Source organism: Bordetella tumbae (assembly GCF_054780995.1).
Map to the genome: position 1 here is coordinate 27047 of NZ_BAAGVG010000004.1, position 24988 is coordinate 52034.

General features: G+C 58.3%; 22 protein-coding genes and 1 pseudogene. 16 read left to right on the forward strand and 7 right to left on the reverse strand.

Annotated elements, in window-relative coordinates; genetic code table 11:
* Nucleotides 1-254: 254 nt before the first annotated feature.
* The 3 genes from ACYVI2_RS03460 to ACYVI2_RS03470 form a co-directional block, all read right to left on the reverse strand.
* Nucleotides 255-578 (reverse strand): DMT family transporter, encoded by a 324-nt coding sequence (locus ACYVI2_RS03460; RefSeq protein WP_415817876.1) that lies wholly within the window; start codon nt 576-578, stop codon nt 255-257.
* A 4-nt stretch (nt 579-582) separates the two neighbouring features.
* Nucleotides 583-1251 carry a glutathione S-transferase family protein gene (locus tag ACYVI2_RS03465; protein ID WP_415817874.1) on the reverse strand — a complete coding sequence of 223 codons (669 nt, stop codon included), beginning with the start codon at nt 1249-1251 and terminating at the stop codon, nt 583-585.
* A 171-nt stretch (nt 1252-1422) separates the two neighbouring features.
* Nucleotides 1423-1863 carry a MarR family winged helix-turn-helix transcriptional regulator gene (locus tag ACYVI2_RS03470; protein ID WP_415817873.1) on the reverse strand — a complete coding sequence of 147 codons (441 nt, stop codon included), beginning with the start codon at nt 1861-1863 and terminating at the stop codon, nt 1423-1425.
* A gap of 164 nt (nt 1864-2027) precedes the next feature.
* Between ACYVI2_RS03470 and aceE the strand changes: the two genes are divergently transcribed.
* Both aceE and ACYVI2_RS03480 read left to right on the forward strand, forming a co-directional pair.
* Entirely contained in the window at nt 2028-4715 is a 2688-nt protein-coding gene (aceE, locus tag ACYVI2_RS03475; protein ID WP_415817871.1) for a pyruvate dehydrogenase (acetyl-transferring), homodimeric type, read from the forward strand.
* Between the two features lie 119 nt (nt 4716-4834).
* A complete protein-coding gene (locus ACYVI2_RS03480) occupies nt 4835-5311 on the forward strand; it encodes an NUDIX hydrolase (protein WP_415817869.1) in 477 nt (158 codons plus the stop codon).
* Nucleotides 5312-5323: 12 nt separating this feature from the next.
* On the opposite strand, the gene ACYVI2_RS03485 is transcribed toward ACYVI2_RS03480, so the two are convergent.
* Nucleotides 5324-5602, reverse strand: a complete 279-nt coding sequence (locus tag ACYVI2_RS03485; protein ID WP_415817867.1) for a hypothetical protein — start codon at nt 5600-5602, stop codon at nt 5324-5326.
* A gap of 389 nt (nt 5603-5991) precedes the next feature.
* Here ACYVI2_RS03485 and ACYVI2_RS03490 point away from each other — a divergent pair, with 389 nt between their 5' ends.
* The 3 genes from ACYVI2_RS03490 to ACYVI2_RS03500 all read left to right on the forward strand — a co-directional run bounded on the left by ACYVI2_RS03490 (nt 5992) and on the right by ACYVI2_RS03500 (nt 8633).
* Nucleotides 5992-6978, forward strand: a complete 987-nt coding sequence (locus tag ACYVI2_RS03490; RefSeq protein ID WP_415818204.1) for a DUF1852 domain-containing protein — start codon at nt 5992-5994, stop codon at nt 6976-6978.
* A gap of 26 nt (nt 6979-7004) precedes the next feature.
* The gene (locus ACYVI2_RS03495; protein WP_415817865.1) at nt 7005-8033 is read left to right on the forward strand and encodes a methionine synthase; all 1029 of its coding nucleotides are present in this window, start codon (nt 7005-7007) and stop codon (nt 8031-8033) included.
* A gap of 93 nt (nt 8034-8126) precedes the next feature.
* Nucleotides 8127-8633 carry a flavin reductase family protein gene (locus ACYVI2_RS03500; RefSeq protein ID WP_415817862.1) on the forward strand — a complete coding sequence of 169 codons (507 nt, stop codon included), beginning with the start codon at nt 8127-8129 and terminating at the stop codon, nt 8631-8633.
* Between the two features lie 110 nt (nt 8634-8743).
* Here ACYVI2_RS03500 and guaA read toward each other — a convergent pair whose 3' ends face one another.
* Nucleotides 8744-10336 (reverse strand): glutamine-hydrolyzing GMP synthase, encoded by a 1593-nt coding sequence (gene guaA / locus ACYVI2_RS03505; RefSeq protein ID WP_415817860.1) that lies wholly within the window; start codon nt 10334-10336, stop codon nt 8744-8746.
* Nucleotides 10337-10425: 89 nt separating this feature from the next.
* Nucleotides 10426-11886 carry an IMP dehydrogenase gene (gene guaB / locus ACYVI2_RS03510; protein ID WP_415817857.1) on the reverse strand — a complete coding sequence of 487 codons (1461 nt, stop codon included), beginning with the start codon at nt 11884-11886 and terminating at the stop codon, nt 10426-10428.
* 164 nt (nt 11887-12050) lie between these two features.
* Here guaB and ACYVI2_RS03515 point away from each other — a divergent pair, with 164 nt between their 5' ends.
* Nucleotides 12051-12683, forward strand: a complete 633-nt coding sequence (locus ACYVI2_RS03515) for a DUF2239 family protein (protein WP_415817855.1) — start codon at nt 12051-12053, stop codon at nt 12681-12683.
* A gap of 18 nt (nt 12684-12701) precedes the next feature.
* On the opposite strand, the gene ACYVI2_RS03520 is transcribed toward ACYVI2_RS03515, so the two are convergent.
* Nucleotides 12702-12935 carry a putative hemolysin gene (locus ACYVI2_RS03520; RefSeq protein WP_415817853.1) on the reverse strand — a complete coding sequence of 78 codons (234 nt, stop codon included), beginning with the start codon at nt 12933-12935 and terminating at the stop codon, nt 12702-12704.
* A 261-nt stretch (nt 12936-13196) separates the two neighbouring features.
* Between ACYVI2_RS03520 and ACYVI2_RS03525 the strand changes: the two genes are divergently transcribed.
* The 10 genes and pseudogenes from ACYVI2_RS03525 to ACYVI2_RS03570 all read left to right on the forward strand — a co-directional run bounded on the left by ACYVI2_RS03525 (nt 13197) and on the right by ACYVI2_RS03570 (nt 24674).
* Nucleotides 13197-14177: a LysR family transcriptional regulator gene (locus ACYVI2_RS03525; RefSeq protein WP_415817851.1), complete on the forward strand. Its 981-nt coding sequence runs from the start codon at nt 13197-13199 to the stop codon at nt 14175-14177.
* Nucleotides 14174-15643 carry an NAD(P)-binding domain-containing protein gene (locus ACYVI2_RS03530; protein WP_415817849.1) on the forward strand — a complete coding sequence of 490 codons (1470 nt, stop codon included), beginning with the start codon at nt 14174-14176 and terminating at the stop codon, nt 15641-15643. The genes ACYVI2_RS03525 and ACYVI2_RS03530 overlap by 4 nt, the downstream gene beginning before the upstream one ends.
* A complete protein-coding gene (locus ACYVI2_RS03535) occupies nt 15640-16620 on the forward strand; it encodes an ABC transporter permease (RefSeq protein WP_415817847.1) in 981 nt (326 codons plus the stop codon). Before ACYVI2_RS03530 ends, ACYVI2_RS03535 begins: the two co-directional genes overlap by 4 nt.
* Nucleotides 16617-17519 carry an ABC transporter permease gene (locus ACYVI2_RS03540; RefSeq protein ID WP_415817845.1) on the forward strand — a complete coding sequence of 301 codons (903 nt, stop codon included), beginning with the start codon at nt 16617-16619 and terminating at the stop codon, nt 17517-17519. The genes ACYVI2_RS03535 and ACYVI2_RS03540 overlap by 4 nt, the downstream gene beginning before the upstream one ends.
* A complete protein-coding gene (locus tag ACYVI2_RS03545) occupies nt 17516-18523 on the forward strand; it encodes an ABC transporter ATP-binding protein (protein ID WP_415817843.1) in 1008 nt (335 codons plus the stop codon). The genes ACYVI2_RS03540 and ACYVI2_RS03545 overlap by 4 nt, the downstream gene beginning before the upstream one ends.
* Nucleotides 18520-19539 carry an ABC transporter ATP-binding protein gene (locus ACYVI2_RS03550; RefSeq protein WP_415817841.1) on the forward strand — a complete coding sequence of 340 codons (1020 nt, stop codon included), beginning with the start codon at nt 18520-18522 and terminating at the stop codon, nt 19537-19539. The genes ACYVI2_RS03545 and ACYVI2_RS03550 overlap by 4 nt, the downstream gene beginning before the upstream one ends.
* Nucleotides 19540-19586: 47 nt before the next feature.
* The gene (locus tag ACYVI2_RS03555; RefSeq protein WP_415817839.1) at nt 19587-21158 is read left to right on the forward strand and encodes an ABC transporter substrate-binding protein; all 1572 of its coding nucleotides are present in this window, start codon (nt 19587-19589) and stop codon (nt 21156-21158) included.
* Complete coding sequence (locus tag ACYVI2_RS03560; protein ID WP_415817837.1) at nt 21155-22552, forward strand: acyl-CoA thioester hydrolase/BAAT C-terminal domain-containing protein; 1398 nt, start codon at nt 21155-21157, stop codon at nt 22550-22552. Before ACYVI2_RS03555 ends, ACYVI2_RS03560 begins: the two co-directional genes overlap by 4 nt.
* 17 nt (nt 22553-22569) lie before the next feature.
* Nucleotides 22570-23687, forward strand: a pseudogene (locus ACYVI2_RS03565) (CMD domain protein).
* A gap of 153 nt (nt 23688-23840) precedes the next feature.
* Entirely contained in the window at nt 23841-24674 is an 834-nt protein-coding gene (locus tag ACYVI2_RS03570) for a class I SAM-dependent methyltransferase (protein ID WP_415817835.1), read from the forward strand.
* Nucleotides 24675-24988 lie beyond the last annotated feature (314 nt).

A 24988-nucleotide genomic window follows, 5' to 3' on the forward strand; every position in this document is an offset into this window, starting at 1 on the left:
GTGAATCGGTAGGAACAAGCGTCGCAGACTTGTGATGAATGCAAGGGTTTCCCCTAGCGAGCGCTGCGGACAACGAACAAGCTAAAGATGAATCGCACTCTGCCCCAGCAGCAATCGAGCTGTCAAATTATGTTTGATTAAGTGCGACTTCGGCGGCGTGAAAGACCAACGTCGGTTTGCGGATCGAACTATCACTCTATTGCTCAATCGGGTCGTAGCAGGTGACGTCGATCTGTACCGAGGGGCATCAGTTCTCATGTCGTCGATTCGGCAAAACGCAATCCGATAATCCCGATGAACGCCAATCCCAGGAAGAAAGCTCGGGGCCAGTTCATCTCGTCCTGAAATGCCAACACGCCCACAAGAACGAGTCCAATAGTTCCGATACCTGTCCAGATAGCGTAAGCCATCCCGACAGGTAACGAACGCAAGGCCAATGCCAGCAAATAGATGCTGCCCAGCCCAGCTATGACCGCGATGGCGCTCGGCCCCAGCTTGGTCCAACCTGCATTCAATTTGAGACAGAGGCCCATCACAATCTCCAACGCTGCGGCAAGAAACAAATAAGTCCACGCCATGGCGTCAGCCCCCGGTAGCACACAGCCGATCGGTGGTGACTCGGGAAACAGCGTTAGTGGCCAATAGTCCCGCCTGCACCGCGGGCCGCGCGGCAATCTTATCGAGCCACTTCCGGACATGCGGGTACGGCGTGATGTCCAGCTTCAACTCCTGCCAGGTTCTCAACCAGGAGAACGCAGCAATATCGGCAATGCTGTAGCTATTTGAAGCGATGAAGGCAGACTCACTGAGACGTGTATCCGTAACTTGGTAAAGACGAAGCGATTGCTTCTGATACCGCTGTATTGCCTCAGCGTTGCCCGTTTTTGACGCATGCAAGAACCACCACAGCTGCCCGAGCATCGGCCCGATACCGCCAACCTGGAAATGCAGCCATTGCTGCACGGCAATACTCTCTGCCTCTGTCGTGGGCAGCAAGCAACCAGTCTTCGATGAAAGATAAGAAAGTATGGCGCCTGATTCAAAAACCGACAGACCAGCCTTTCGGTCAACGATGGCCGGAATTTTGCCGTTCGGGTTGATTTTCAGAAAATCAGGTTGATGTTGATCGCCGCGCTCAAGATCCAGGTCAAATTGCTCATAAGGAAGTCCGGCTTCCTTGAGAAAGATGCTGATCTTCTGCCCATTTGGGGTGTCGGCCGTATAGAACGCCAGATCGCAGGGATATGTCATGTCTGTCCTTTTTTGCGATTGCAATTACAATAATTGTATTTGCAATCGTAAAGCACGATATCTGGCCGCGCAAGAAGTCCCTCAACAAAGGCCTGCCCTCCCCGTCACCAGATATGAACGACACATTGCCAGTGAAATCGGCGGCTTTGTCTGCGCTCGCGGCACATTGAATTACTGACCGCGGGCCATGGCGGCAGCTCGGTCCAGACCTTTGGAGAACGTCGATTGCTCATCCGCGCTGAACTGATTCAGAAAAAGCTCTGCAACGGTGCTTTCGTACACCTTCCACATTTTCTTACGCAGCGCCCGCCCTTCCTTTGTGATGCTGGCATACGCGGCTCGGCCGTCCTCTGGCGAGCGCGTACGCGTGACCAATCCCTCTTGTTCCAGGCGATCTACTAGCCGTGTCAGGTTGTAGCGCTCTATCGCCAGTGCGTCGGCCAGCTCGTGCATCCGCCTCGTTCCTTGCGGCCCGCTTTCCAATCCCCACAGCACGTCGTACCAGGCATAAGCCGGCAGCTTGGACGCCGCCAGGCGGCTCTCTACCTCGCGGATCATCAAGCGATGGGTACGCACAAACGAAAACCACAGATCCGTTCCGTCCTTCGTCATAGCAGGTTCCTTTTTTTCAGTTGCATTTGCAATTGTAGCTGACTTAGAATCTCTCAAAATACGATTGCATTTGCAACTCATAGGTCATCAATCGATGTCTGCGCCACACCAGGCTGGCCAGCGCCGGCACCGCTTTAACACGTTGTTTTTTCTGGAGCCCCAATATGAATCCCGCCCCCGCCTTGGTCGACGTCGACCCGCTGGAAACTCAAGAATGGCTGCAAGCGCTGGAGGCTGTAGAGGCAGTCGAGGGCCGCTCCCGCACCCACTATCTGATCGACCAGCTCACTGAATTCGATGCATCCAGACATGGCGACCTGCATGAGCGTGTCACCAGCGCCTACGTCAATAGCATCCCGAAAGACCGGCAACTTGCCTATCCTGGCGATCTCGACATCGAACGCCAATTGAACGCCTACATCCGCTGGAACGCAATGGTCATGGTGCTGCGCGCCGGCAAGCATTCCAATGTCGGCGGACACATCGCCACGTACCAGTCAGCCGCCGTGCTCTATGACGTAGGCTTCAATCATTTTTTCCGGGGCCGCACCGAGACTTTCGGCGGCGATATGGTTTACATACAGGGACACTCCGCACCCGGCATTTATGCACGCGCCTATCTGGAAGGACGCATCACCGAAGAGCAACTGGATAATTTCCGTCGGGAGGCCGGGCGCGACGGCCTATCCTCGTATCCCCACCCGCGCCTGATGCCAGATTTCTGGCAATTCCCCACTGTGTCGATGGGATTGGGGCCGATGACGGCTGCCTACCAGGCGCGATTCATGCGGTATCTCGAATACCGCGGGCTGCTGGAGCATCAAGGCCGCAAAGTGTGGGCCTTTCTTGGCGACGGCGAGATGGATCAGCCCGAGTCGCTGGCAGCTATCTCGGTCGCCGGACGGGAGCGACTCGACAATCTGATCTTTGTCGTCAACTGCAATCTGCAACGTTTGGACGGCCCAGTACGAGGCAACAGCAAGATCGTTCAAGAACTCGAGGGCACCTTCCGGGCAGCGGGCTGGAACATCGTCAAGGTGTTGTGGGGCAGCGGTTGGGACGATCTGCTCAAGCGCGATACCAGCGGGTTGCTGCGTCAACGCATGATGGAATGCGTCGACGGTGAGTACCAGACGTTCAAATCGCAGAACGGCGCCTATGTGCGCGAGCATTTCTTCGGCAAGTACCCGCAGCTGCTGGAGTTGGTCGCGCATCTGTCGGACGATGAAATCTGGGCGTTGACACGTGGGGGCCATGATCCGGAGAAAGTACATGCCGCCTACGCACAGGCGGTCAGCACGAAAGGCCGTCCAACGGTCGTTCTGGCCAAAACGGTCAAGGGCTTCGGCATGGGCGAGGCCGGCGAAGGCCAGAACGTCAACCATCAGCTCAAGAAGATGAGCGCTGACGCCGTGCGCGCGTTCCGTGATCGATTCTCGCTGCCGGTGCCCGACGACCGGCTCGAGGATATGCCCTATCTGAAGCCTGCGCCCGACAGCGAGGAAGCACGCTATTTCGCGCGGCGCCGAGCCGCACTCGGCGGTCATGTGCCAGCCCGTATCAGCCGGATTACCCCGCTGCAGGTTCCGCCGCTCAGCGCTTTTGCCACACAATTGAAAGATAGCGGTGAACGCGGTGTTTCGACCACCATGTCGTTCGTCCGCATCCTGACCACGCTGCTCAAAGACCCTCATCTGGGCAAGCTCGTCGTTCCCATCGTGCCCGACGAATCGCGCACTTTCGGCATGGAAGGCCTGTTTCGCCAGATCGGCATCCATTCGTACGTAGGACAACTCTATACCCCACAGGACGCCGGCCAGCTAAGCTACTACAAAGAAGCCAAAGACGGTCAAATCCTGCAAGAAGGCATTAATGAATCCGGTGCGATTGCGTCATGGATCGCTGCGGGAACGGCCTATAGCAATCATGGCTTGGCGGCCATCCCGTTTTATATCTTCTATTCCATGTTCGGCCTGCAACGCGTGGGGGATTTGGCGTGGGCGGCGGGCGACGCACGCACGCGAGGGTTCCTGCTGGGCGCCACATCGGGCCGTACTACGCTCATGGGAGAAGGCTTGCAGCACGATGATGGCCATAGCCACGTACTCTCGTCGGTGATACCGAATTGCGTTTCCTATGACCCTACCTTTGCCTACGAACTGGCAGTCATCATCCAGGACGGCTTGCGCCGCATGTATGCAGAACAGGAGGATATCTACTACTACATCACCTTGCTCAACGAGAACTATCCGAACCCCGCCCTGCCACCGGAAAGCGAGGCCGGCATTCTCAGAGGGCTTTACCTATTGCGCGACGGCAAAAAGCAGGCCCCCGCGTCAGAGCCATCTGGCAAGCCGCATGTACAACTGATAGGTAGCGGCGCGATTCTGCGCGAAGTCATTGCTGCGGGTGAACTGCTGGAACAGGACTTCGGCATTTCCAGCGATGTCTGGAGCGCGACAAGCCTGACTGAGCTGCGCCGTGATGGCATGGCCGCTGAGCGTTGGAATATGCTGCATCCGGAAGACGAGCCGCGCATTCCGTATGTTCAGCAGTGTCTGCAAGGCCGTATCGGTCCTGTCGTGGTCGCAACCGACTATATGAAGATCGTCGGCGACCAGATCCGCCCCTTCGTCAAGGATCGCGGCTTTATCAGTCTCGGCACGGACGGTTTCGGCCGCTCGGATACCCGCGAGTCACTGCGTGCTTTCTTCGAGGTGGATCGAACGTTCATCGTCCTGGCCGCGATCAAGGCGTGCGTTGACGAGGGATGGCTGCCTCGTGCAAAGATCCGTGAGGCCATGCTACGGTATGCTATTGACTCTGAGAAAATTGCCCCCGCGGCCGTCTGATACCGAACGTTGATGGCCCATCTGCTGGCAACCATAGAGCCGTCGCCTGATCTGCGACGCCTCGATTGCCAGCGGCCTGATGCTTTGCCTCTTTGCTTGTCTCATTATGCGAGGCCACTATGTCAGATAGCAGCTATCCATCGCCTTCTGCGCGGCCGGTATCCCGACCCATCGCAGCGACCATCGCGGCCGTATTCCACGATGAAAAAATCCTGCTGGTGCGCCGGGCCAATCCACCCGACGCCGGTTGCTGGGGTTTCCCCGGCGGAAAAATTAAAATCGGCGAAACCATCAAAGCCGCCGCCGTTCGCGAACTGTTGGAAGAGACCGGTGTACGCGCCGAAGCGCACCGTGTCTTTACGGCTGTCGATGTCTTCGGCCGTGACGACAAAGGCGAGCTCCATCAGCATTTCGTGCTAATTGCAGTGCTCTGCAAGTGGCAATCCGGGGTACCGGTAGGCGGCGATGACGCGCTCGAGGCAAAGTGGTTCGCCTTGGAAGAGTTGAATGAATGCAAGCTGGCGATGAGCCTGAATGTGGCAGAAGTGGCGCAACAGGCAGCCGCTGTCTTTGCTCAGGAGATCGCGCAGGGGTAATTGCCGATGTTCTCACGATCCCGCTGGGCGGATCAGAAAGCCCCGCGCCAGCGTTCGGCCAACCAAGGTACGACGATAAGCAGTCCGGCGTTTTATCACCTGGATAACAATCGCGAGCGTGGCCGTGCTTATCCAGCCGGTCATGAGCGGGACAAGCGAGCCCGCCAGGATGAGGTGTAGCGTGATCCCCCACCCTATCAGGAATACCCATGCGCGATAGTGCAAACCGCCCCGTCCGAAGAGCGCATGTACCACCCATGCCGTCAGCGGCACGAACAGCAAAATCGCCATGGTGCATGTAGCTCAATCCGCCGTGAGCTACCAGATTGCGAGGCTCGAAGAAGAAGTCGACTTCGCCATTTAATAGCGTGACGGCCCGTCTGATATTGCGTTGATGTATTGCTGAATCCGAGCCGCCAACGCATCGAAATCTGGCTCATCAGCAACGAGCGCGAGCAACTGATCGAAGTCCTTCTGCGCATCGCATCATGAGCATGACTAATACTGAAATGAAATCATTTCATTTTTATTAGCTCAATGCACAGCATAAAATACGCGCTGCTCTTGATTGCAGAAAATATACAAACTGCTGAGTGATAAAGCCAGTAAATAAAACCGAAACGGTCTGGCAAAGAAATAAAGCCGAGGTCTCACCTCAGGATTCAGGACGCCAGATTGCGATGAATAAAGATTTTAAATTTACCATTAAGAGCATTTGTTTCGACGAAGATTATCATCCAGCAGATAACACACGCATCACGACCAACTTTGCCAATCTGGCCAGAGGGGATAGTCGCCAAGAGAACCTGCGCAACACCTTGAGGATGATTGACAATCGGTTCAATGCTTTGGCGCATTGGGATAATCCAAAAGGCGATCGCTATACAGTCGAGCTTGACATCATTTCCGTTGAAATGAGCATTGATGCGGCAAGCACTGACAGCGCCCTTCCCCTGATCGAGCTATTGAAAGCAAGCGTTGTTGATCGAAAGACCAACGAACGTATCGAGGGCATGGTAGGAAATAATTTTTCCTCTTACGTGCGAGATTATGACTTTAGCGTGCTGCTCCTGCAGCACAATGAGAATCAGCCGAAATTCAGCACGCCAGATAACTTTGGCGAGCTGCATGGCAAACTGTTCAAGGCCTTTGTCAATTCGAACACTTATAAAGAGAATTTCAATAAGCCGCCTGTCATATGCCTGAGTGTTTCGAGCAGCAAGACCTATATTCGGACTGAAAACCAGCATCCTGTGCTGGGCGTTGAATATCAGCAGGATGCGTATTCCCTGACGGATGACTATTTCAACAAGATGGGGCTGAAGGTTCGCTATTTCATGCCCCCAAATAGTGCTGCGCCTTTGGCTTTTTATTTTTCAGGCGATTTACTCAGTGATTACACCAATCTTGAGCTCATCAGCACCATCAGCACGATGGACACTTTCCAAAAGATTTATCGCCCTGAAATTTACAACGCGAATTCAGCCGCAGGAAAATCCTACCAGCCAAGCTTGAAGCATCAGGATTATTCACTGACTCGCATTGTTTACGATCGAGAAGAGCGCAGCCGGCTGGCTGTTGAGCAGGGGAAATTCGTTGATGAGCATTTCATCAAACCCTACGGAACCATTCTCGAGCAATGGTCCGCGGCTAATTACGCGCTTTGATTTGCCCTAATAAAAGGCTACCTATCATGAAAAAATTGCTCCCCACCTCCACTGCTGGCAGCTTGCCCAAACCGTCCTGGCTGGCTCAACCTGAGACACTCTGGTCACCGTGGAAACTGCACGACGAAGCGTTGATTGAGGGCAAGCAAGATGCTTTGCGTTTGTCATTGCACGAGCAAGAACACGCAGGGATCGATATCGTCAGCGATGGTGAGCAATCGCGCCAGCACTTCGTCACCACATTCATTGAGCACCTGAGCGGCGTTGATTTTGAGAAACGCGAGACCGTCAGAATTCGCGATCGCTATGATGCCAGCGTACCGACTGTTGTTGGCGCGGTTTCTCGTCAAAAGCCAGTCTTTGTCGAAGACGCCAAGTTTTTACGTCAGCAGACCAAGCAACCCATCAAGTGGGCGCTGCCAGGTCCTATGACCATGATTGATACGCTCTACGATAGCCACTACAAGAGCCGCGAAAAACTAGCTTGGGAATTCGCCAAGATTCTCAATCAAGAAGCCAAAGAGCTCGAAGCAGCCGGCGTCGACATCATCCAATTCGATGAGCCCGCATTCAATGTTTTCTTTGATGAGGTGAATGATTGGGGCGTTGCCACGTTAGAAAAAGCAATTGAAGGGCTTAAATGCGAAACGGCCGTACATATCTGCTACGGTTACGGGATCAAAGCCAATACCGATTGGAAAAAGACGCTGGGGTCAGAGTGGCTGCAGTATGAAGAGTCTTTCCCCAAGCTGCAAAAATCCGGTATCGATATCGTCTCGCTGGAATGCCAGAACTCGCATGTGCCCATGGATCTGATTGAGCTCATTCGAGGTAAAAAAGTGATGGTCGGAGCGATTGACGTCGCAACCAACACCATTGAAACCCCCGAGGAAGTCGCCAACACCCTGCGCAAAGCGCTTCAGTTTGTCGATGCCGACAAACTCTATCCTTCGACCAACTGCGGCATGGCCCCCTTGCCTCGTGGCGTCGCGAGAGGCAAGCTGCAGGCGTTAAGCGCAGGCGCGGAAATCGTCCGGAAAGAACTCTCGGCCTGAAGCAGCACAGTACGATCATCGATCCTGCACCTCATTCGCAGGATCGATCAGGACGCCATCGTCGATGGCCATGCATTCAGAATCCCAATCCATATGTCATTTGCTAGTACCGCTATCGAGCCATCGCGCTTTCGCGAAGCGCTCGGGCACTACGCATCCGGTATCACGGTGATTACATCGTACGTCGATGACGAGCCGGTTGGTTTCACTTGCCAGTCGTTCCATAGCGTGTCCATGAATCCACCGCTGGTGTCATTCAACGTCATGGCGAGTTCGTACAGCTATCCCAAGATTCGCCAAGCAGGTCGTTTCGTGGTCAATATCCTGTCAAATGCGCAGGTCAGGATTTCCAATCAGTTCGCTCAACGAGGCGCGGCGAAGTGGCACGATGTCGAATGGCGCCCATCGCCACTGGGCAATCCGATCATTGCCGGCTGCCTGCACTGGCTCGACTGCGAAATTCACGCCGAACATACCGCGGGCGATCACCTGATTGTGATTGGTGAAGTGAAAGCGTTAAACAGCCAAGAAGCCGTTGCCACGCAGCCGCTGCTGTATTTCAAAGGGCAATATTGCAACCTGGGCGTATCAGCCGGGTGAACACGGCCCCCTTCAATAAAGACGCGATAAAAAAATGCCATTGACCGTGCAAAATACACGATCAATGGCATTCGCTTAGCTGAATGAAATCAATTAGCTAGAAAGTGATCTCACTCCCACTCGATCGTCGCAGGCGGCTTGCTCGACACGTCGTACACGACTCGATTCAGCCCACGGACTTCATTAATGATCCGCGAGGAGACCTTGGCCAGCAATGCATGTGGCAGCGGTGCCCAGTCGGCAGTCATGAAGTCGAAGGTCTGTACTGCGCGCAGCGCGACAACGTATTCGTACGTGCGGCCATCGCCCATCACGCCTACCGATTTCACCGGCAGGAACACTGCGAAAGCTTGCGAGGTCAGGTCGTACCAGTTCTTGCCGCTCGTCTCATCGATCGTGCTGCGCAGTTCTTCGATAAAAATCGCGTCGGCACGACGCAGCAGGTCCGCGTATTCTTGCTTGACCTCACCCAGAATACGCACGCCCAGGCCAGGGCCAGGGAACGGGTGACGATAGACCATCTGCGGGGGCAGGCCCAGGGCCACGCCGAGTTCGCGGACTTCGTCCTTGAACAGTTCACGCAAGGGTTCCAACAACTGCAAATTCAGCGTGTCGGGTAGGCCACCAACGTTGTGGTGCGATTTGATCGAAGTGGCTTTGCCGGTCTTGGCGCCAGCGGATTCGATCACGTCAGGATAGATGGTGCCTTGGGCCAGCCATTTGGCGTTCTTGAGCTTGCCCGCTTCGGTCTGGAAAACCTCGACGAACTCGCGGCCGATGATTTTGCGTTTGGCTTCGGGGTCGGCTTGGCCGGCCAGTTTGCTCATGAACTGCTCGGTCGCGTCGATATGGACGATTTTCACGCCCATGTTTTCGGCAAAGGTCTTCATGACCTGTTTGCCCTCGTCCAGACGCAACAAGCCGTGATCGACGAATACGCAGGTCAGCTGGTCGCCGATGGCTTTGTGGATCAGGGCGGCGGCCACTGAGGAATCCACGCCACCCGACAGGCCCAGGATGACTTCGTCGCTGCCGACTTGTTCGCGAATGCGCGCGACAGCCTCTGCCACGTAGTCGGGCATATTCCAGTCACCCTGGCAACCGCAGATGTCGTTCACAAAGCGGGCCAACATGGCCTTGCCCTGGACGGTATGCGTGACTTCGGGGTGGAACTGCACGGCGTAGAACTTGCGGTCTTCGTCGGCCATGCCAGCGATCGGGCAGGACGGGGTCGAGGCCATCAGTTTGAAGCCCGGGGGCAGCTCGGTGACTTTGTCACCGTGGCTCATCCAGACCTTCAGCATGCCGTGGCCTTCGGGCGTGGTGAAATCGGCCAGGCCGTTCAACAGCTGGGTATGGCCATGGGCGCGAACCTCGGCATAGCCGAATTCGCGATGGTCGGAAAAGCTGACTTTACCGCCCAGTTGCATGGCCATGGACTGCATGCCGTAGCAAATGCCCAGCACCGGCAGGCCCAATTCGAAGACGGCCGGAGGAACGGTCAACGAACCTTCGTCGTAGGCCGAAGCGTGGCTGCCCGACAGGATGATGCCTTTCAGGCCCTGTGCAGCCTGCTCACGCACAAAGGCGTCGTCGACATCGCCGGGATGGATTTCGGAATAGACACCTGCCTCGCGAACGCGGCGGGCGATCAGTTGGGTGACTTGCGAACCGTAGTCAAGAATAAGGATGCGCTGGTGCATGGAGACTCTGCCGGTTGGAAATAAAAGCGCACCGGCCAGAACCGCGGGAGTTCTGCCGGTGCGCGATGCATTGCATTGTACTGACTCGATCAGTCGGCGCGGTAGTTGGGGGCCTCTTTGGTGATCTGCACGTCGTGGACGTGGGATTCACGTACCCCTGCCGAGGTGATCTCGACGAATTGCGTTTTGGTGCGCATGTCGTCGATAGTGGCGCAGCCGCAATAGCCCATCGAGGCACGGATACCACCCACCAATTGGTAGATGATGGCCAGGACACTGCCCTTGTAGGGGACGCGGCCTTCGATGCCTTCGGGGACGAGCTTGTCGGCGTTGTTGGCCGGATCCTGGAAATAGCGGTCGGCCGAACCATCGGACATGGCGCCAAGGCTGCCCATGCCACGGTATGACTTGTACGAACGGCCCTGGAACAGGACGACTTCGCCGGGGGCTTCTTCGGTGCCGGCGAACATGCCGCCCATCATGCAGGCGAATGCACCGGCGGACAGGGCCTTGGCGATGTCGCCCGAGTAACGGATACCACCGTCGGCGATCAACGGCACGCCAGTGCCCTCGAGGGCACTGGCCACATCGGCGATGGCCGTGATTTGTGGCACACCAACACCTGCGACGATACGTGTGGTGCAGATAGAGCCCGGGCCGATACCGACCTTGACACCGTCAGCGCCATGATCAACCAACGCGCGCGCAGCCGCGGCGGTGGCGATGTTGCCGCCGATGACTTCGACCTTGGGGAAGTTTTCTTTGACCCAGCGAACACGCTCCAGCACGCCACGCGAGTGACCGTGCGCGGTATCGACGATGATGACGTCAACGCCAGCAGCAGCAAGCTTTTCCACGCGCTCTTCGGTACCATCGCCCACGCCTACGGCAGCGCCCACACGCAATTGGCCCTGGCTGTCTTTGTTGGCAACGGGGTGTTCGGTGTTTTTGACGATGTCTTTGACGGTGGCCAGGCCACGCAGCTCAAAGGCGTCGTTGACGATCAGCACGCGTTCGAGGCGGTGCTTGTGCATCAGGGCCTGAGCCTCGTCCAGCGTGGCGCCCTCTTGCATGGTAACCAGGCGTTCCTGCGGCGTCATGATGTTACGCAGCGGCTGGTCCAGGCGGTCTTCGAAACGAAGGTCACGGTTGGTGACAATGCCTACCAACTTTTTGCCCTCGACGACCGGCAGACCCGAGATGCCATGCTGACGTTGCAGACTGATGGCGTCCCGGACTTTCATGTCGGAGGTGACGGTGACGGGGTCAATGACGATGCCGAATTCGTGGCGTTTGACGCGCGCGACCTCTTTGGCTTGTTCGTCAGCAGACAGGTTTTTGTGAATGATCCCGATGCCGCCCTCTTGGGCCATGGCAATCGCCAGGCGCGACTCAGTGACGGTGTCCATGGCAGCGGACACCAGCGGGATATTCAGTTTGATTTTGCGAGTAAGGCTGGTGATCAGAGAGGTGTCGCGCGGCAACACCTCGGAATACGCAGGCACCAACAACACATCGTCGAAGGTGAGCGCTTTTTGAACGAGACGCATGGGGAACTCCGGGCGCAAAGCAAGATTATACGCGCTAGACAGTTTTTTACTAGGGGGTTTCCCTAGTCGATAGCTAAATTTCTAGTTGCAATATTTAACCCGGGTAATATTGATTATTAATTTTACCCGGCTAATAATTAAGCCACTAGACGGAAGGAGAACGTATGAATACGGTAACCAACGTTGTGGCCAATACTGTGGCAACCTGCACCGCCTTTGATGGCCATCGACGCATTGCGTCTGGCCCCCTGCCCGAGGTCGCGGTCGCCGCTCGCCGCGCTCATGACGAGCAGGCCACCGGGCCGGTACTGATCTATAACGACGCGACGGGTCAGGTCGTGGACGTGGATCTACGCGGCAGTAACGGTGAAATCATGGCGCGGCTGGCCCCGCCCTCGCCCGCCACTGAATCTCATGCGCCTTCTCCCGCTGAAGCGGCAGCGGCGCGCGGACGTGGACGCCCCAAACTCGGGGTCGTATCGAGAGAGGTCACCTTGCTGCCACGTCATTGGGAATGGCTCGCACAGCAACCGGGCGGTGCGTCGGTAGCGCTGCGCAAACTGGTCGATCAGGCCCGCCACGCTGACGGGGGTGCGACACAGCAACGCCAACAACAAGAAGCCGCCTACCGTTTCATGTCGTCCATGGCTGGCAATCTGTCTGGCTTCGAAGAAGCCACACGGGCGTTGTTCGCCCATGACCAGGCCCAATTCACGCAGCACGCCTCTGCGTGGCCGAGCGACGTGCGGCAGTACGCCATGCAAATGGCGTTCGGCGCTAAAGCAGACGCAGACTGATATACCGCTGTCCGTGCATTACGGGCGCGGATGGTCCCGTCGATATAGCTCCCATTCTTCGATCGTTTTCCCATCCGGCAGCGTGCAGATACCAACCTGTCCGCCCTGCCGGTCTTCGATCGTCAGCTTGCCGCCGAGCTCAATGCAATAAGCAGAAGCCGGGTTCGGCATGCCTACGGGCGCTGCATCACGATCAGGGCTAGAACATCCGGCCGCAACTAGTGCGGCAACGGCGATTCCGATCTTTTTCATTTGGCCTCCTGGTCTGGACAATTGAGTGTAACCATTCAGAAGAGAGACGTTATATCTAGCGTTTGCCGCCTGCGAGCCTTACCCCAAAACCCAACGGTGGACGACAGGCCACATAGAAGAAGTGGCGCAAGCCCCTAATATAACGAGAAATTATTAACAAGCAGGAGAAAACCCGCATTAGGGAATTTGCTTATGCCATTTAATTATTTGTATGTCGCATACTGATGGCTTCAAAATTCTGTTTTGGCATAAAGCAAAACGATGGAATTACGGCAACTGGAGGCCTTTGCGGCCGTCATGTCTACCGGTAGCGTGACCGCTGCCGGGCGTCTGCTCGGCCGTTCGCAGCCGGTCATCACCCGTTCGATCCAGGAGCTGGAGGCCGAAGTCGGCTATGCGCTGTTTGCCCGCAATGGCCCGCGCGTAACCCCGACTGAACAGGGGTTCCTGCTTTATGACGATGTCGAACGTGCACTGGTCGGCTTGAAACAGATCCGCCAACGTGCCGAGGAAATCGCCCGCGGCGATGATCGCCCTCTCCGGTTGGCTGCCACCTCAGCGCTGGCGACAGGCCTATTGCCTGCCGCACTGAAATCCATCGAAGGCCGCATAGCCACCGCTCGCGTTCAACTGCGCAGCATGTCGCCCGAACGCGTGCTGCACGATGTGCTGACCGGCGCAGCGCAACTCGGCGCGACCAGTTTGCCATTGGAGCACCGGGGCCTGACCGTGCATTGGATTGGCCAGGCCCCCTGTATCGTCGCCCTGCCGGCGAACGATCCGCTGGCTGCGCAACCGTCTTTATCTATCGATGACCTGATTGGCCGACGCCTGATTACCATGGCCAACCCATACCGCTTGCGCCGGCGTCTGGATCAGGCTTTGGCAAACCAAGGGCGCAGGGCACCCGGCCTGATCGAAACCAACTCGTCCGTCAACGCGCTCGCCGCCGTACGCGCCGGCCTCGGTCTGGCGGTACTGGAGCCCATCACCGTCTACGGCCTGCCCGTCGATGGCGTGGCGATCCGGACGCTGGATATCGACATCCCGTTTTTCTTCGGCGTGATCACGCCGCAATCGCAGCCCTCCCTGCCCGCAGTGCAGGCAGTTGCCGATGCCTTGGCCGAAACCGCTGCGCAGCTATTGCCCGGTTTTGTGCGTCACGAGGCGAGCGAGCATGGCGCATTGCTGCATTCGATCTACGGCGAAACCACTCCTGTTATGGATTCTTCTGCATCATGACTCTCATGACTCTCTCTGTCGACAGCCCACAACTGGGCCTCGCCGCATTGGAGGCGCGCCTGCGCCAAGACCTGGCCTGGTTAGAGCTTCCTGCCAAACGGTGGATGCCTTCGCGCACTATCGACGGCCAATCCGTCTTGGATGTGGCGATCATCGGTGGCGGAATGGCGGGTATGGCTGCATCGGCGGCGTTGAATCATGTCGGAATCGACGCACCGATTTTTGATCGCGCCCCCGAAGGATACGAAGGCCCCTGGGCCACCACGGCGCGTATGGAAACGCTGCGTTCCCCCAAGCAACTCACCGGCCCCGCGCTCGGCTTGCCTGCCCTGACGTTCCGCGCCTGGTTCGAGGCTCAGTTCGGTGCCGAGGCCTGGGAGGCCCTGGACAAGATTCCCCGTCTGCAATGGATGGATTATCTGCGTTGGTACCGTCGCGTGCTGGGACTGGATATCCGCAATCAGCATCACGTGCAGGCTGTGCGTCCCCGCGCGGATGGCGTCGTGCAATTGGACATCGCCTCGCCTGCTGGACCGCAAACAGTACTGGCACGCCGTGTCGTGCTGGCCACTGGGCGTGATGGCCTGGGCGGCGCGTATGTGCCGGCCTTTGCTCACAAACTGCCACGCGACCGTTGGGCGCATTCATCGGATACGACTGACTACACCGCTCTCGCGGGCAAGCGCGTCGGCGTGATCGGCGCGGGCGCCTCGGCCATGGATAGCGCAGCGACTGCCCTGGAGGCCGGCGCGGCCAGCGTCGATCTGTTGATTCGCCGCGATGACATTCCGCGCGTGAACAAGGGCAAAGGTTCCGGCAATGCCGGCCTGGTCCACGGACACCTGAGTTTGCCCGACGAATGGAAATGGCGTATCCGCCACTACATCAATACGCAACAAGTGCCGCCGCCTCGCGGCAGCACACTGCGTGTCTCGCGTCATCCGAATGCCCGCTTCAATCTGAGCTGTCCGATTCTGGACGTCGCGATGGTCGGCGACGAGATCCATGTCACCACGCCCAAAGGCGTGTTCGTACTGGATTTCCTCGTGTGCTCGACGGGCTTTCGTATCGACTGGACCGTGCGTCCGGAATTCGCCGCACTGGCGCCGCACGTCCGTGCCTGGGGCGATCGTTACACCCCGGCAGCGGGACAAGAAGACCAGGAACTCACCGACTCCCCCGACTTGGGTGCGGCGTTCGAGTTGCAAGAAAAAACACCCGGCGGCTGTCCCGGCCTGGACCGCGTGCATTGTTTTTCGTATCCGGCTGCATTGACCCACGGTACCGTATCGGGCGATATCCCCGCGATCAGCGACGGCGCCAAACGGCTCGCACAAGGCATGGCGGGACTGTTTTATCGCGAAGACGTCGAAACGCATTACGCCAATATCCAGGCGTACGCCGAGCCTGAAGTCTTTGGCGACGAATGGGTGCCTGCCCCAGGCGTACAGGAGCCGGTTCAATGATTGTCTGGCTTTTTCGCCGCCTGGCCCAGGCGTTGGTGGTCGTGCTGTTGATGACGTTGATCGTCTTTGTCGGCCTGCATGCCATCGGCAACCCGATCGATATCCTGATTGGCCAGGATGTCGATCAGGTCGAGCGCGCACGCATCATTGCGCAGATGGGGCTGGATCAACCTCTCTGGCGTCAGTATCTGAGCTTTTTGAGTGGCGCCCTGCACGGCAATCTGGGCAATAGCTTTGTCTATAACATCCCGGCCATTGAATTGATTCTGGACCGTATGCCGGCGACCTTGGAGCTGGCATTTGCGGCGCTTTTTCTGGCCGTCGTGATCGGCGTGCCGCTCGGTTTGTTCGCGGGCCTGTATCCCGAAAACCCGATCTCGCGTTTTCTGATGGCAGGCAGCATCGTCGGTTTTTCCTTGCCGACCTTTTGGGTCGGCCTGATGTTGATCATGGCGTTCAGCGTTTCGCTGGGCTGGCTGCCGGCGAGCGGCCGCGGCAGTACGGTGGAATTTCTGGGCGCTCAATGGTCCTGGCTCACTGCCGACGGGCTGCGCCATCTGATTCTGCCCGCGGTCAATCTGTCGCTGTTCAAAATTTCCCTCGTCATTCGCCTGACTCGTGCCGGCGTACGCGAGGTGCTGCCGCTGGACCACGTAAAATTCGCCCGCGCCAAAGGCCTGTCACCGGTGCGCGTGGTCTGTGTGCACGTGCTGCGCAATACGCTCATCCCCTTGGTCACCGTGCTGGGCCTGGAGCTAGGGTCGACCATTGCATTCGCTGTCGTGACGGAAAGTATTTTCTCGTGGCCCGGCGCTGGAAAACTGATTCTGGACAGCATCAATGCATTGGACCGTCCCGTGATCGTGTCGTATCTGGTCGTGATTGTCTGCCTGTTTGTCACCCTGAATTTAATCGTCGATATTTTGTACAAGCTGTTGGATCCTCGAGTTCGCCTCGACGCGGAGGCTGCGCAATGAGCACGGCTATCGCCCCCTTGCGTCAAGAATCGCCATGGCGCCGCAATCTGGCAGAGTTTTTCTCGTCCAAGATCGCGGTATTCGGCCTGGTCGTTGCGACCCTGCTGATCCTGGCCGCGATCCTGGCCCCGTGGATTACGCCACAAAATCCCTACGACCTCCTGCAACTCGACGTGCTGGATGCGCGCCTGCCGCCCGGTTCGGAAAACGGCATGGGCACCTTTACCTATTTGCTGGGTACGGACGGCCAAGGCCGGGATTTGTATTCCGGCATTTTGTACGGGCTGCGCATCAGTCTGATGGTGGGCATAGGCTCGGCATTGATAGCGGGCATACTCGGCACCCTGCTTGGCCTGCTGGCTGCGTACGCAGGTGGACGCGTCGATACGCTGATCATGCGCGTCGTCGACCTGTTGCTGTCATTCCCCTCGATCCTGGTGGCCATGATGATCCTGGCCTACCTGGGTAAAGGCGTCAGCAACGTGGTGTTGACCCTGGTGATCTTGGAATGGGCCTACTATGCGCGCACCGCACGCGGACAGGCGCTGGTCGAGCGTCGCCGCGAATACGTCGAGGCTGCGCGCTGCCTGGACATCCCCAGTTGGCGCATCATGATCAAGCACATCCTGCCCAACTGTCTGCCGCCGCTGATTGTGATCGGCACTTTGCAAATTGCGCGCGCCATCACGCTGGAGGCCACACTCAGCTTTCTGGGCCTGGGCGTTCCCGTCACGGAGCCCTCGCTGGGCCTGCTGATTTCGACTGGTTTCCAATACATGCTGTCTGGTGACTATTGGATTAGTTTTTATCCTGGCATTGCCTTGCTGATCACTATCGTGGCCATCAATCTGGTCGGTGACCGCCTGCGCGATGTGTTGAATCCGAGGACCCACAAATGACGGCTGCGCACCACTCTGCTGGTGGCCCGGCCACCTTGGAAGTGCGTGATCTACGCACACATTTTTTCACCCGCGCGGGTGTCTTGCCTGCTGTCGATGGCGTCTCGTTCAAATTGGAACGTGGCCGCATCCTCGGCCTGGTTGGCGAATCCGGATCAGGCAAATCCGTCACGGGTTTCTCGATCATGGGGCTCGTGGACGCCCCGGGCCGCATCGTGGGCGGCGAGATTTTGTTCCAGGGACGTGATCTGACCCAGCTGTCGCCACGCGAGTTGCGCAAGCTGCAGGGCAATCGTATCGCGATGATTTTTCAAGATCCGATGATGACGCTCAACCCGGTCCTGCGGGTCGATGCACAAATGATCGAGGCGGTACGTGCCCACAACAACATGTCCAAGGCGCAAGCGCGCGAACTGGCGCGCGACACGCTGGGCATGATGGGAATTCCCAGCCCGGAAGACCGGCTGCGGGCCTATCCGCATCAATTGTCGGGCGGCATGCGCCAACGCGTCGCCATTGCGATTGCGCTGCTGCATCGTCCTGACCTGATCATCGCGGACGAGCCCACTACCGCGCTCGACGTCACCATTCAGGCCCAGATTCTGTCAGAGGTGCAAAAGCTCGCGCGCCTGCACGGCACGAGCCTGATCTGGATCACCCATGACCTGTCGGTGGTCGCCGGCCTGGCGGATGAGGTCGCAGTCATGTATGCCGGGCGCATTGTCGAACACGGACGTGTTGACGATGTGCTCGACGCCCCGCTGCATCCCTATACCGCCGGATTGATCGGCAGTTTGCCGGGCAACAATCTGCGTGGCCAGCGGCTGCGCCAGATCCCCGGCATGACGCCGAATCTGCTGGACCTGCCCGCCGGCTGTGCATTCGCGGCCCGCTGCCCGCGTGCGGGCTCGGCCTGTAGTGAACGCCCTGAATTGACTCAACCCGTTTCGGAACGCCTGGTGCGCTGTTTTTACCCAACCCTCACCGCTGCGGAGGTCGCATGAATACGGCCTCCTCCGCACAGACGCCGATGATTGAACTGCGCCAAGTCAGCAAACGCTTTGGCGAACGCAAGATCGGGAAAACCGAACGCGTACTGCAACAACTGCGTCTATCGCGCCCGCCGTCCATCACGCATGCCGTCGATGGTGTCGATCTGATCGTGCGTCCCGGCGAAGTCGTCGGCCTGGTTGGCGAGTCCGGCTGCGGTAAATCCACGCTGGGCCGCATGGCAGCTGGGCTGATGCCGCCGTCCGCCGGCGAGGTCTGGTTTGATGGTATGCCGCGTCATCAGATGAATGCCCAACAGGCCCACCGCGCGCGCCTGAAAGCTCAGCTGATTTTTCAGGATCCATATGCCAGCCTGAACCCGCGCCTGCGCGTAGACCAGATCGTCGGCGAAGCAGCCCTGATCCACGGACTGACCAGCCGCGCAGAGATGGATGACTATGTCAGTGCGCAAATGCAGCGTGCTGGACTGGACCCCGCGTTGCGTCAACGCTATCCGCACCAATTCAGCGGCGGTCAACGCCAACGCATCGGCATCGCACGCGCCCTCGCCGTGCAGCCCTCGATGCTGATCTGCGACGAAGCCGTCGCGGCGCTGGATGTCTCGATCCAGGCACAGATCCTGAACCTGTTCATGGATCTGCGTGAAGAACTCAACCTGACCTATCTGTTCATCAGCCACGATCTGGGCGTAGTAGAACATCTGTCCGATCGTGTCGTCATCATGTACCTGGGACGCGTCGTCGAAAGCGCGCCGGCCGAAGACGTCTTTCGCCGTGCGAACCATCCCTACACCCAGGCGCTGCTGGCCGAAATCCCGCGCATGAACGCGCGCCATAAAACCTTTACCGCCATCCAGGGCGAAATTCCCAGTCCGCTGAATCCGCCCTCCGGCTGTCATTTTCATCCGCGATGTCCGCATGCGATGCCTCGCTGCAAAACCGAAGTCCCGACGCTCAAAGGCATCGCCATTAACCATATGAGCGCCTGTCACTTGAACGACGGGAAATAATCATCCCGTCAGCCGTTGGCTCAACATTAATACACGGAACTGCAACCATGAAGCGTCTGATCCTGACCACGTTAACCTCTGCTCTGATGGGCCTGTCGGCCGGCGCGATGGCCGAAGACCTGAGCATCGGCTTTGCCGACCCCCTCTCCTCGCTCGATCCCCAGCTCAACAACCATGCGGGCGACCGCTCGGTAGCACTGCATTTTTGGGACCTGCTGGTCGAAAACAAGTGGAACAAACTGCAGCCAGGCCTGGCACTGAGCTGGAAACCGCTCGATGACAAAACCTGGGAATTCAAACTGCGTCCCAACGTGAAATGGCAAGACGGCCAGCCGTTTACCGCCGACGATCTGATTTACTCGTATACCCGCGCGCGCAACGTGCCGGGCAGCGTGGCAACCTATGCCGGCTACCTGCGCACCATCGAGTCGATGGAGGCTCCTGACCCCTTGACGTTCATCGTCAAGACGAAAGCGCCGAACCCCGATCTGCCGCTGAATCTGGCATCGATCCACGTCGTCAGTAAACACGTTGGTGAAAAATCCGCGACCGAGGACTACAACTCGGGCAAGGCCATGGTCGGCACCGGCCCCTACAAGTTCGTCTCATACACGCCTGGCGACCGCGTCATCATGGAACGCAACGACGGTTACTGGGGCGAGAAACAGCTCTGGGAAAAGGTCAACTACCGCTACATCAACAACGCCGCCTCGCGTACCGCTGCCCTGTTGGCTGGCGATGTGGACGTGATCGACAAAGTCTCGGTGTCGGACCTGGCGAAGTTGAAGCAAGCCCCCAACGTCAGCGTCTATCCGTATGACGGTCTGCGTGTCATGCTGCTGCAGCCCAGTTTCAACTCGGCGGCAAACCCGTACATCACCGACAACGCCGGTAAACCACTACCGAAGAACCCGTTGCTGGACCTCAAGGTTCGCGAGGCGCTGAATCTGGCGATCAACCGCAAGGCGATCGTAGACCGCATCCTGCAAGACGCGGCGACCGAGGCCAATCAATGGATGCCGAAGGACACCTTTGGCTATAACCCCGACGTCAAGGACATTCCGTACGACGCGAAGAAAGCCAAGGAACTGCTGGCCGAGGCGGGTTATCCGGACGGCTTCAACCTGACGATGCATGTACCGAACGACCGCTACCCGCAAGGTCCCGAGACGGCCCAGGCTGTCGCGCAGTTCTGGACCCGTATCGGCGTCAAGACCAAGGTTGAAGTCATGCCGTGGGCCGTATATTCGAGCCGCGCGCGCAAAAATGAATATGCCATGACCATGCTGGCATGGGGCAACGGCACCGGCGAAGCCAGCTACGCCCTGGTCAACATCCTGGCCAGCGTATCGCCCGAGAAAGGCCTGGGTGCCTCGAACTGGGGTTACTACAGCAATCCCAAAGTCGACGCGGACCTGGTCAAGGCCACCTCGGAATTTGATGTCGCCAAACGCGAAGCCATCCTGCGCGACTCGGTCAAGATCGTGTCCGAAGACGTGGGCATCATTCCGCTGTACCACTACAAGAACATCTGGGCCACGCGTAAAGGCCTGAAAGTCACGCCCATGACCAGCGATCGCACCGCTGCGCAAATGGTCACCAAGGTCGACGCGAAATGAGCCAAGCGACGCTTAGTATCTCTCCTGTCGATGACCTGATCGATGTGCCGCGTCAGATTCGTGTGGAAAAGCTGACGCCGGGACAAGTGGTCGAGATATCGACGCGCACCGTTCGCGACGCCGTAGCCTGGACCAGCCAGGCGCAGTTTCGTGCCGACGAAAACGGCATCGTCGATCTGACGCGTGACGCACCGGTGGCGGGTTCTGGCAGCTATGACGAGGTCAGCCCGATGGGACTGATCTGGTCCCAGGCCCCGGAGAGCGCCAGCCGTAATGTGTTCAATACGCCGGTAACCGAGCCCCTGGTGACGCAAATCAGTGTGCGCGGTACGGACGTCAGCCTAGGTGGTGAATTGGTGCAACGCCTGGCCGCCGACGGCGTGACTCGCCGCGAGGTGCGCGAGGACGGGCTGGTCGGCGTGCTGTATTTGCCGCCCGGTCCCGGACCTCACCCTGCCGTCATGATTCTGAATGGCTCTGGCGGCGGCTTCAACGAGCCGCGGGCCGCGCTGTATGCGTCGCGCGGCTACGCGGCGCTGTCGTTGGCGTATTTCAAAGCGCCTGGCTTGTCGGACTATATTTCGAACACGCCGCTCGAATATTTCCAGACTGGCATGGACTGGATACGCCGTGAGCTGAAACCCGCCCATGATTTTGTCGCCATCAGTGGACAATCCCGTGGCGGCGAACTCGTGCTGCTGTTGGGCGCCGCATTCCCCGAGGCCGTCTCGGCCGTGGTGGCTTATGTGCCCGGCGCCGTGGTGCACAGCGGCCAGAATGCCTGCGACCCGAAAATCGGCCGCGAAGGCCCCACCTGGCTGCTGGGCGGCAAACCCGTACCCCATGTCTGGGAAGGCAATCGCACTGCGACCTGGGCGCCTTTTGACGAAGGCCCCGCCCCCCATCGTCATGAAAAGGCCATACTGACCGCGCTGCAAGACCCGGAGGCCGTCGCACGCGCACGCATTCCGGTCGAGCGCATCCAAGGCCCTGTCATGCTGCTGTCGGGCACTGAAGACGGCTCTTGGCCATCGACGCTTTACTCGCGCATGGTGCGCGATTCGCTACGCGAGGCCAATCATCCTTATCCCGTGCAATGGCTGGACTACGAGGGCGGCGGTCACACGATCCTGTTCCCGTATGTTCCCACGACACAGCTGGTCTATGCGCACCCCGTCTCGGGCCGCATCAGCACCAGTGGCGGCAGCCCCAGCCCGAATGCGCGCGCCGATGCCGAATCATGGCCCGGTGTGCTGGCGTTCCTGCGCGACGCAGTCGCAGCCCGCGCCAGTGGTACCGCCGGCAAGGCTAGCGCCAAAGCCGCACCAGTGATCAAGGCCGCCAACGCAGTCGCCGCCGCCATCGACGACGCTACCGTTGCCGCGAAAAAGTAATTCCAGGAGGTCGACACATGGAAACACAAGCATCGAAAACCTACGATCCCGCCAATGACTTGGTAGATCGCCTGGCTGGCCTGACCCCGGGCAGCAAAACCTACGAAACCCGTCATCAACGGGCCAAGGTCGCCGCCGCGACTCAGGGTAGCTATGACACGTTGTTCGCCCCTGAATTACCGGGCCTGTCGCTGGTCGAGCGCCTCCTGGTCGCACTGTATGCCAGCCGTCTGACGCCCTCGGCCGAGCTCGCCGCACACTACCGCGAACAACTGCAGGCTGCAGGCGCCGAGAATTCGCTGATTGAGCTGGCCGAACAAGGCGAGCCCGGCAATGCGCCCACGCCGCGCCTGGCTGCCGTATTGACCTTTACCCGCAAGCTGATCGAAAAGCCCGTCGAAGGTGACCGCGACGCCCTGCTGACGCTGCCGCAAGCTGGCCTGTCAACGCCCGAAGTCGTCACGCTGTCGCAACTGATCGCCTTTCTGTCATATCAAGTGCGCCTGGTCGCCGGTCTGAAAGCCATGAAAGCCCTGGAGGAATCCGCATGAGCCGCATCATCAAATCGCATGGTTTCACCAACGAGACCCTGGGCTGGGATGCGTGGCTGGACATCGTCGACGTCGAGACCGCGACCCCCGAGCAAATCGCCGTCCTCGAGGAAAGCCATCCCCAGGCCAAGGTCTCTGACTACTACCTGTTCTTGATCCATCAACCAGAAATCCTGCGCCAACGCTCTGCGGCGTTCAATGCCATCATGTACGCCCCCGGCGGCATGCCACGCGCGGAACGCGAGCTGGGCGCCACCGTAGTCTCGCGCATCAATGGCTGCGTGTATTGCGCCTCGGTGCACGCCCAACGCTACACGCAACTGGCCAAACAAGACGCCGTCATCGAGCAAGTTTTCGACAACCCGCATACTGCTGGCACCACGCCGCGCGAGCAGGCTATCGCGAAGTTCTCGATCGACCTCACCGAGCGGCCCGGCGAGATTTCCGCTGCTGATATCAAGGCGCTGAAAGACGCGGGGCTGAACGATGCAGACGTGCTGGATCTGCTGCATTCGGATGCGATTTTTGCCTGGGCGAATCGGTTGATGCTGAATCTGGGGGAACCCGTATTCCCGGCGCAGTGACGCAGGCATTCCTCTGGTAAAGACAGAATGCGGCACATCGCGGTGTGCCGCATTTTCATTGAGGGCAGCCCCAATACTCAAACGCCCCTGCGGGCAATGACCGATTTTCAGTAAACTGACGTATTCCACGCCCTGTCAGCACGCCTTTTCCCGATGTCCCCTGCTCCCGAAATCCGCCCCGGTCAATCCGTCGAACTGCTCAAGGAACTGCATATCCTGACGCGCGACGGCAAGATGAACCAGGACAGCCGCCGCAAGCTAAAACAGGTCTATCACCTGTTCCAGTTCATCGAGCCGCTGCTGCAAGACGTCAAGAAAGAACGCGACGCAGTCACCCTGGTCGATCATGGCGCGGGCAAGTCCTATCTGGGTTTTATCCTGTACGACCTGTTTTTCAAGACATTACACGATCAATCGCACGTCTATGGCATCGAGACACGTGCAGAGCTGGTCGAGTCGTCCAAGGCGCTGGCCCAGCGATTGGGGTTCGGCGGAATGTCATTCCTGAATCTGTCGGTCGCAGATTCCATTACCTCGGATCAATTGCCCGAGAAAATAGATATCGTCACGGCGCTGCACGCCTGTAATACCGCGACCGATGACGCTATTCATTTTGCATTGGCCAAACAAGCCAAATACATCGTGGTCGTCCCCTGCTGCCAAGCCGAAGTCGCCGCCGCCCTACGCAAGAATAAAGCCCGCGCACTAGCGGATCCGCTGGCTGAAATCTGGCGCCATCCGCTGCATACTCGGGAGTTTGGCAGTCAAGTCACCAACGTGCTGCGTTGTCTGCAACTCGAAGCCCATGGGTATCAAGTCAGCGTCACGGAGCTCGTTGGGTGGGAACACTCGATGAAAAATGAACTGATCATCGCGCAATACAAGAACCTGCCGCGGCGCAAGCCTGCGGAGAGATTGCATGAAATTCTGGATCGAATTGGGTTGCCGGAGTTGAGGGAGAGGTTTTTTACTGAGGAGTTGGTTTGAGGTCCCTCCGGCCTAAGACGGCTAGGACCGCTCTCTTCGACTGCGCACGACACCTCACCAATATCACCTTTTGACAACTAGCTACCAGCAATTCCCCAACCCATACATTACTCCCACGGCTCGCCCGCTCGAGCACGGCATGCCGGGTGTGCACGGGATATTTCGTTGTCAAGACATCGACCAATATATTCGTACTTCTTCCGCAACATGCAACGCTGAATGCTGTAAAACTCCGCTTTCGATTCAGCATTAGACTGCTCCGATGTTCGACGCCTTCCGTTCGGCAACGGGACAAGTCCATACTGCCCGCCCGA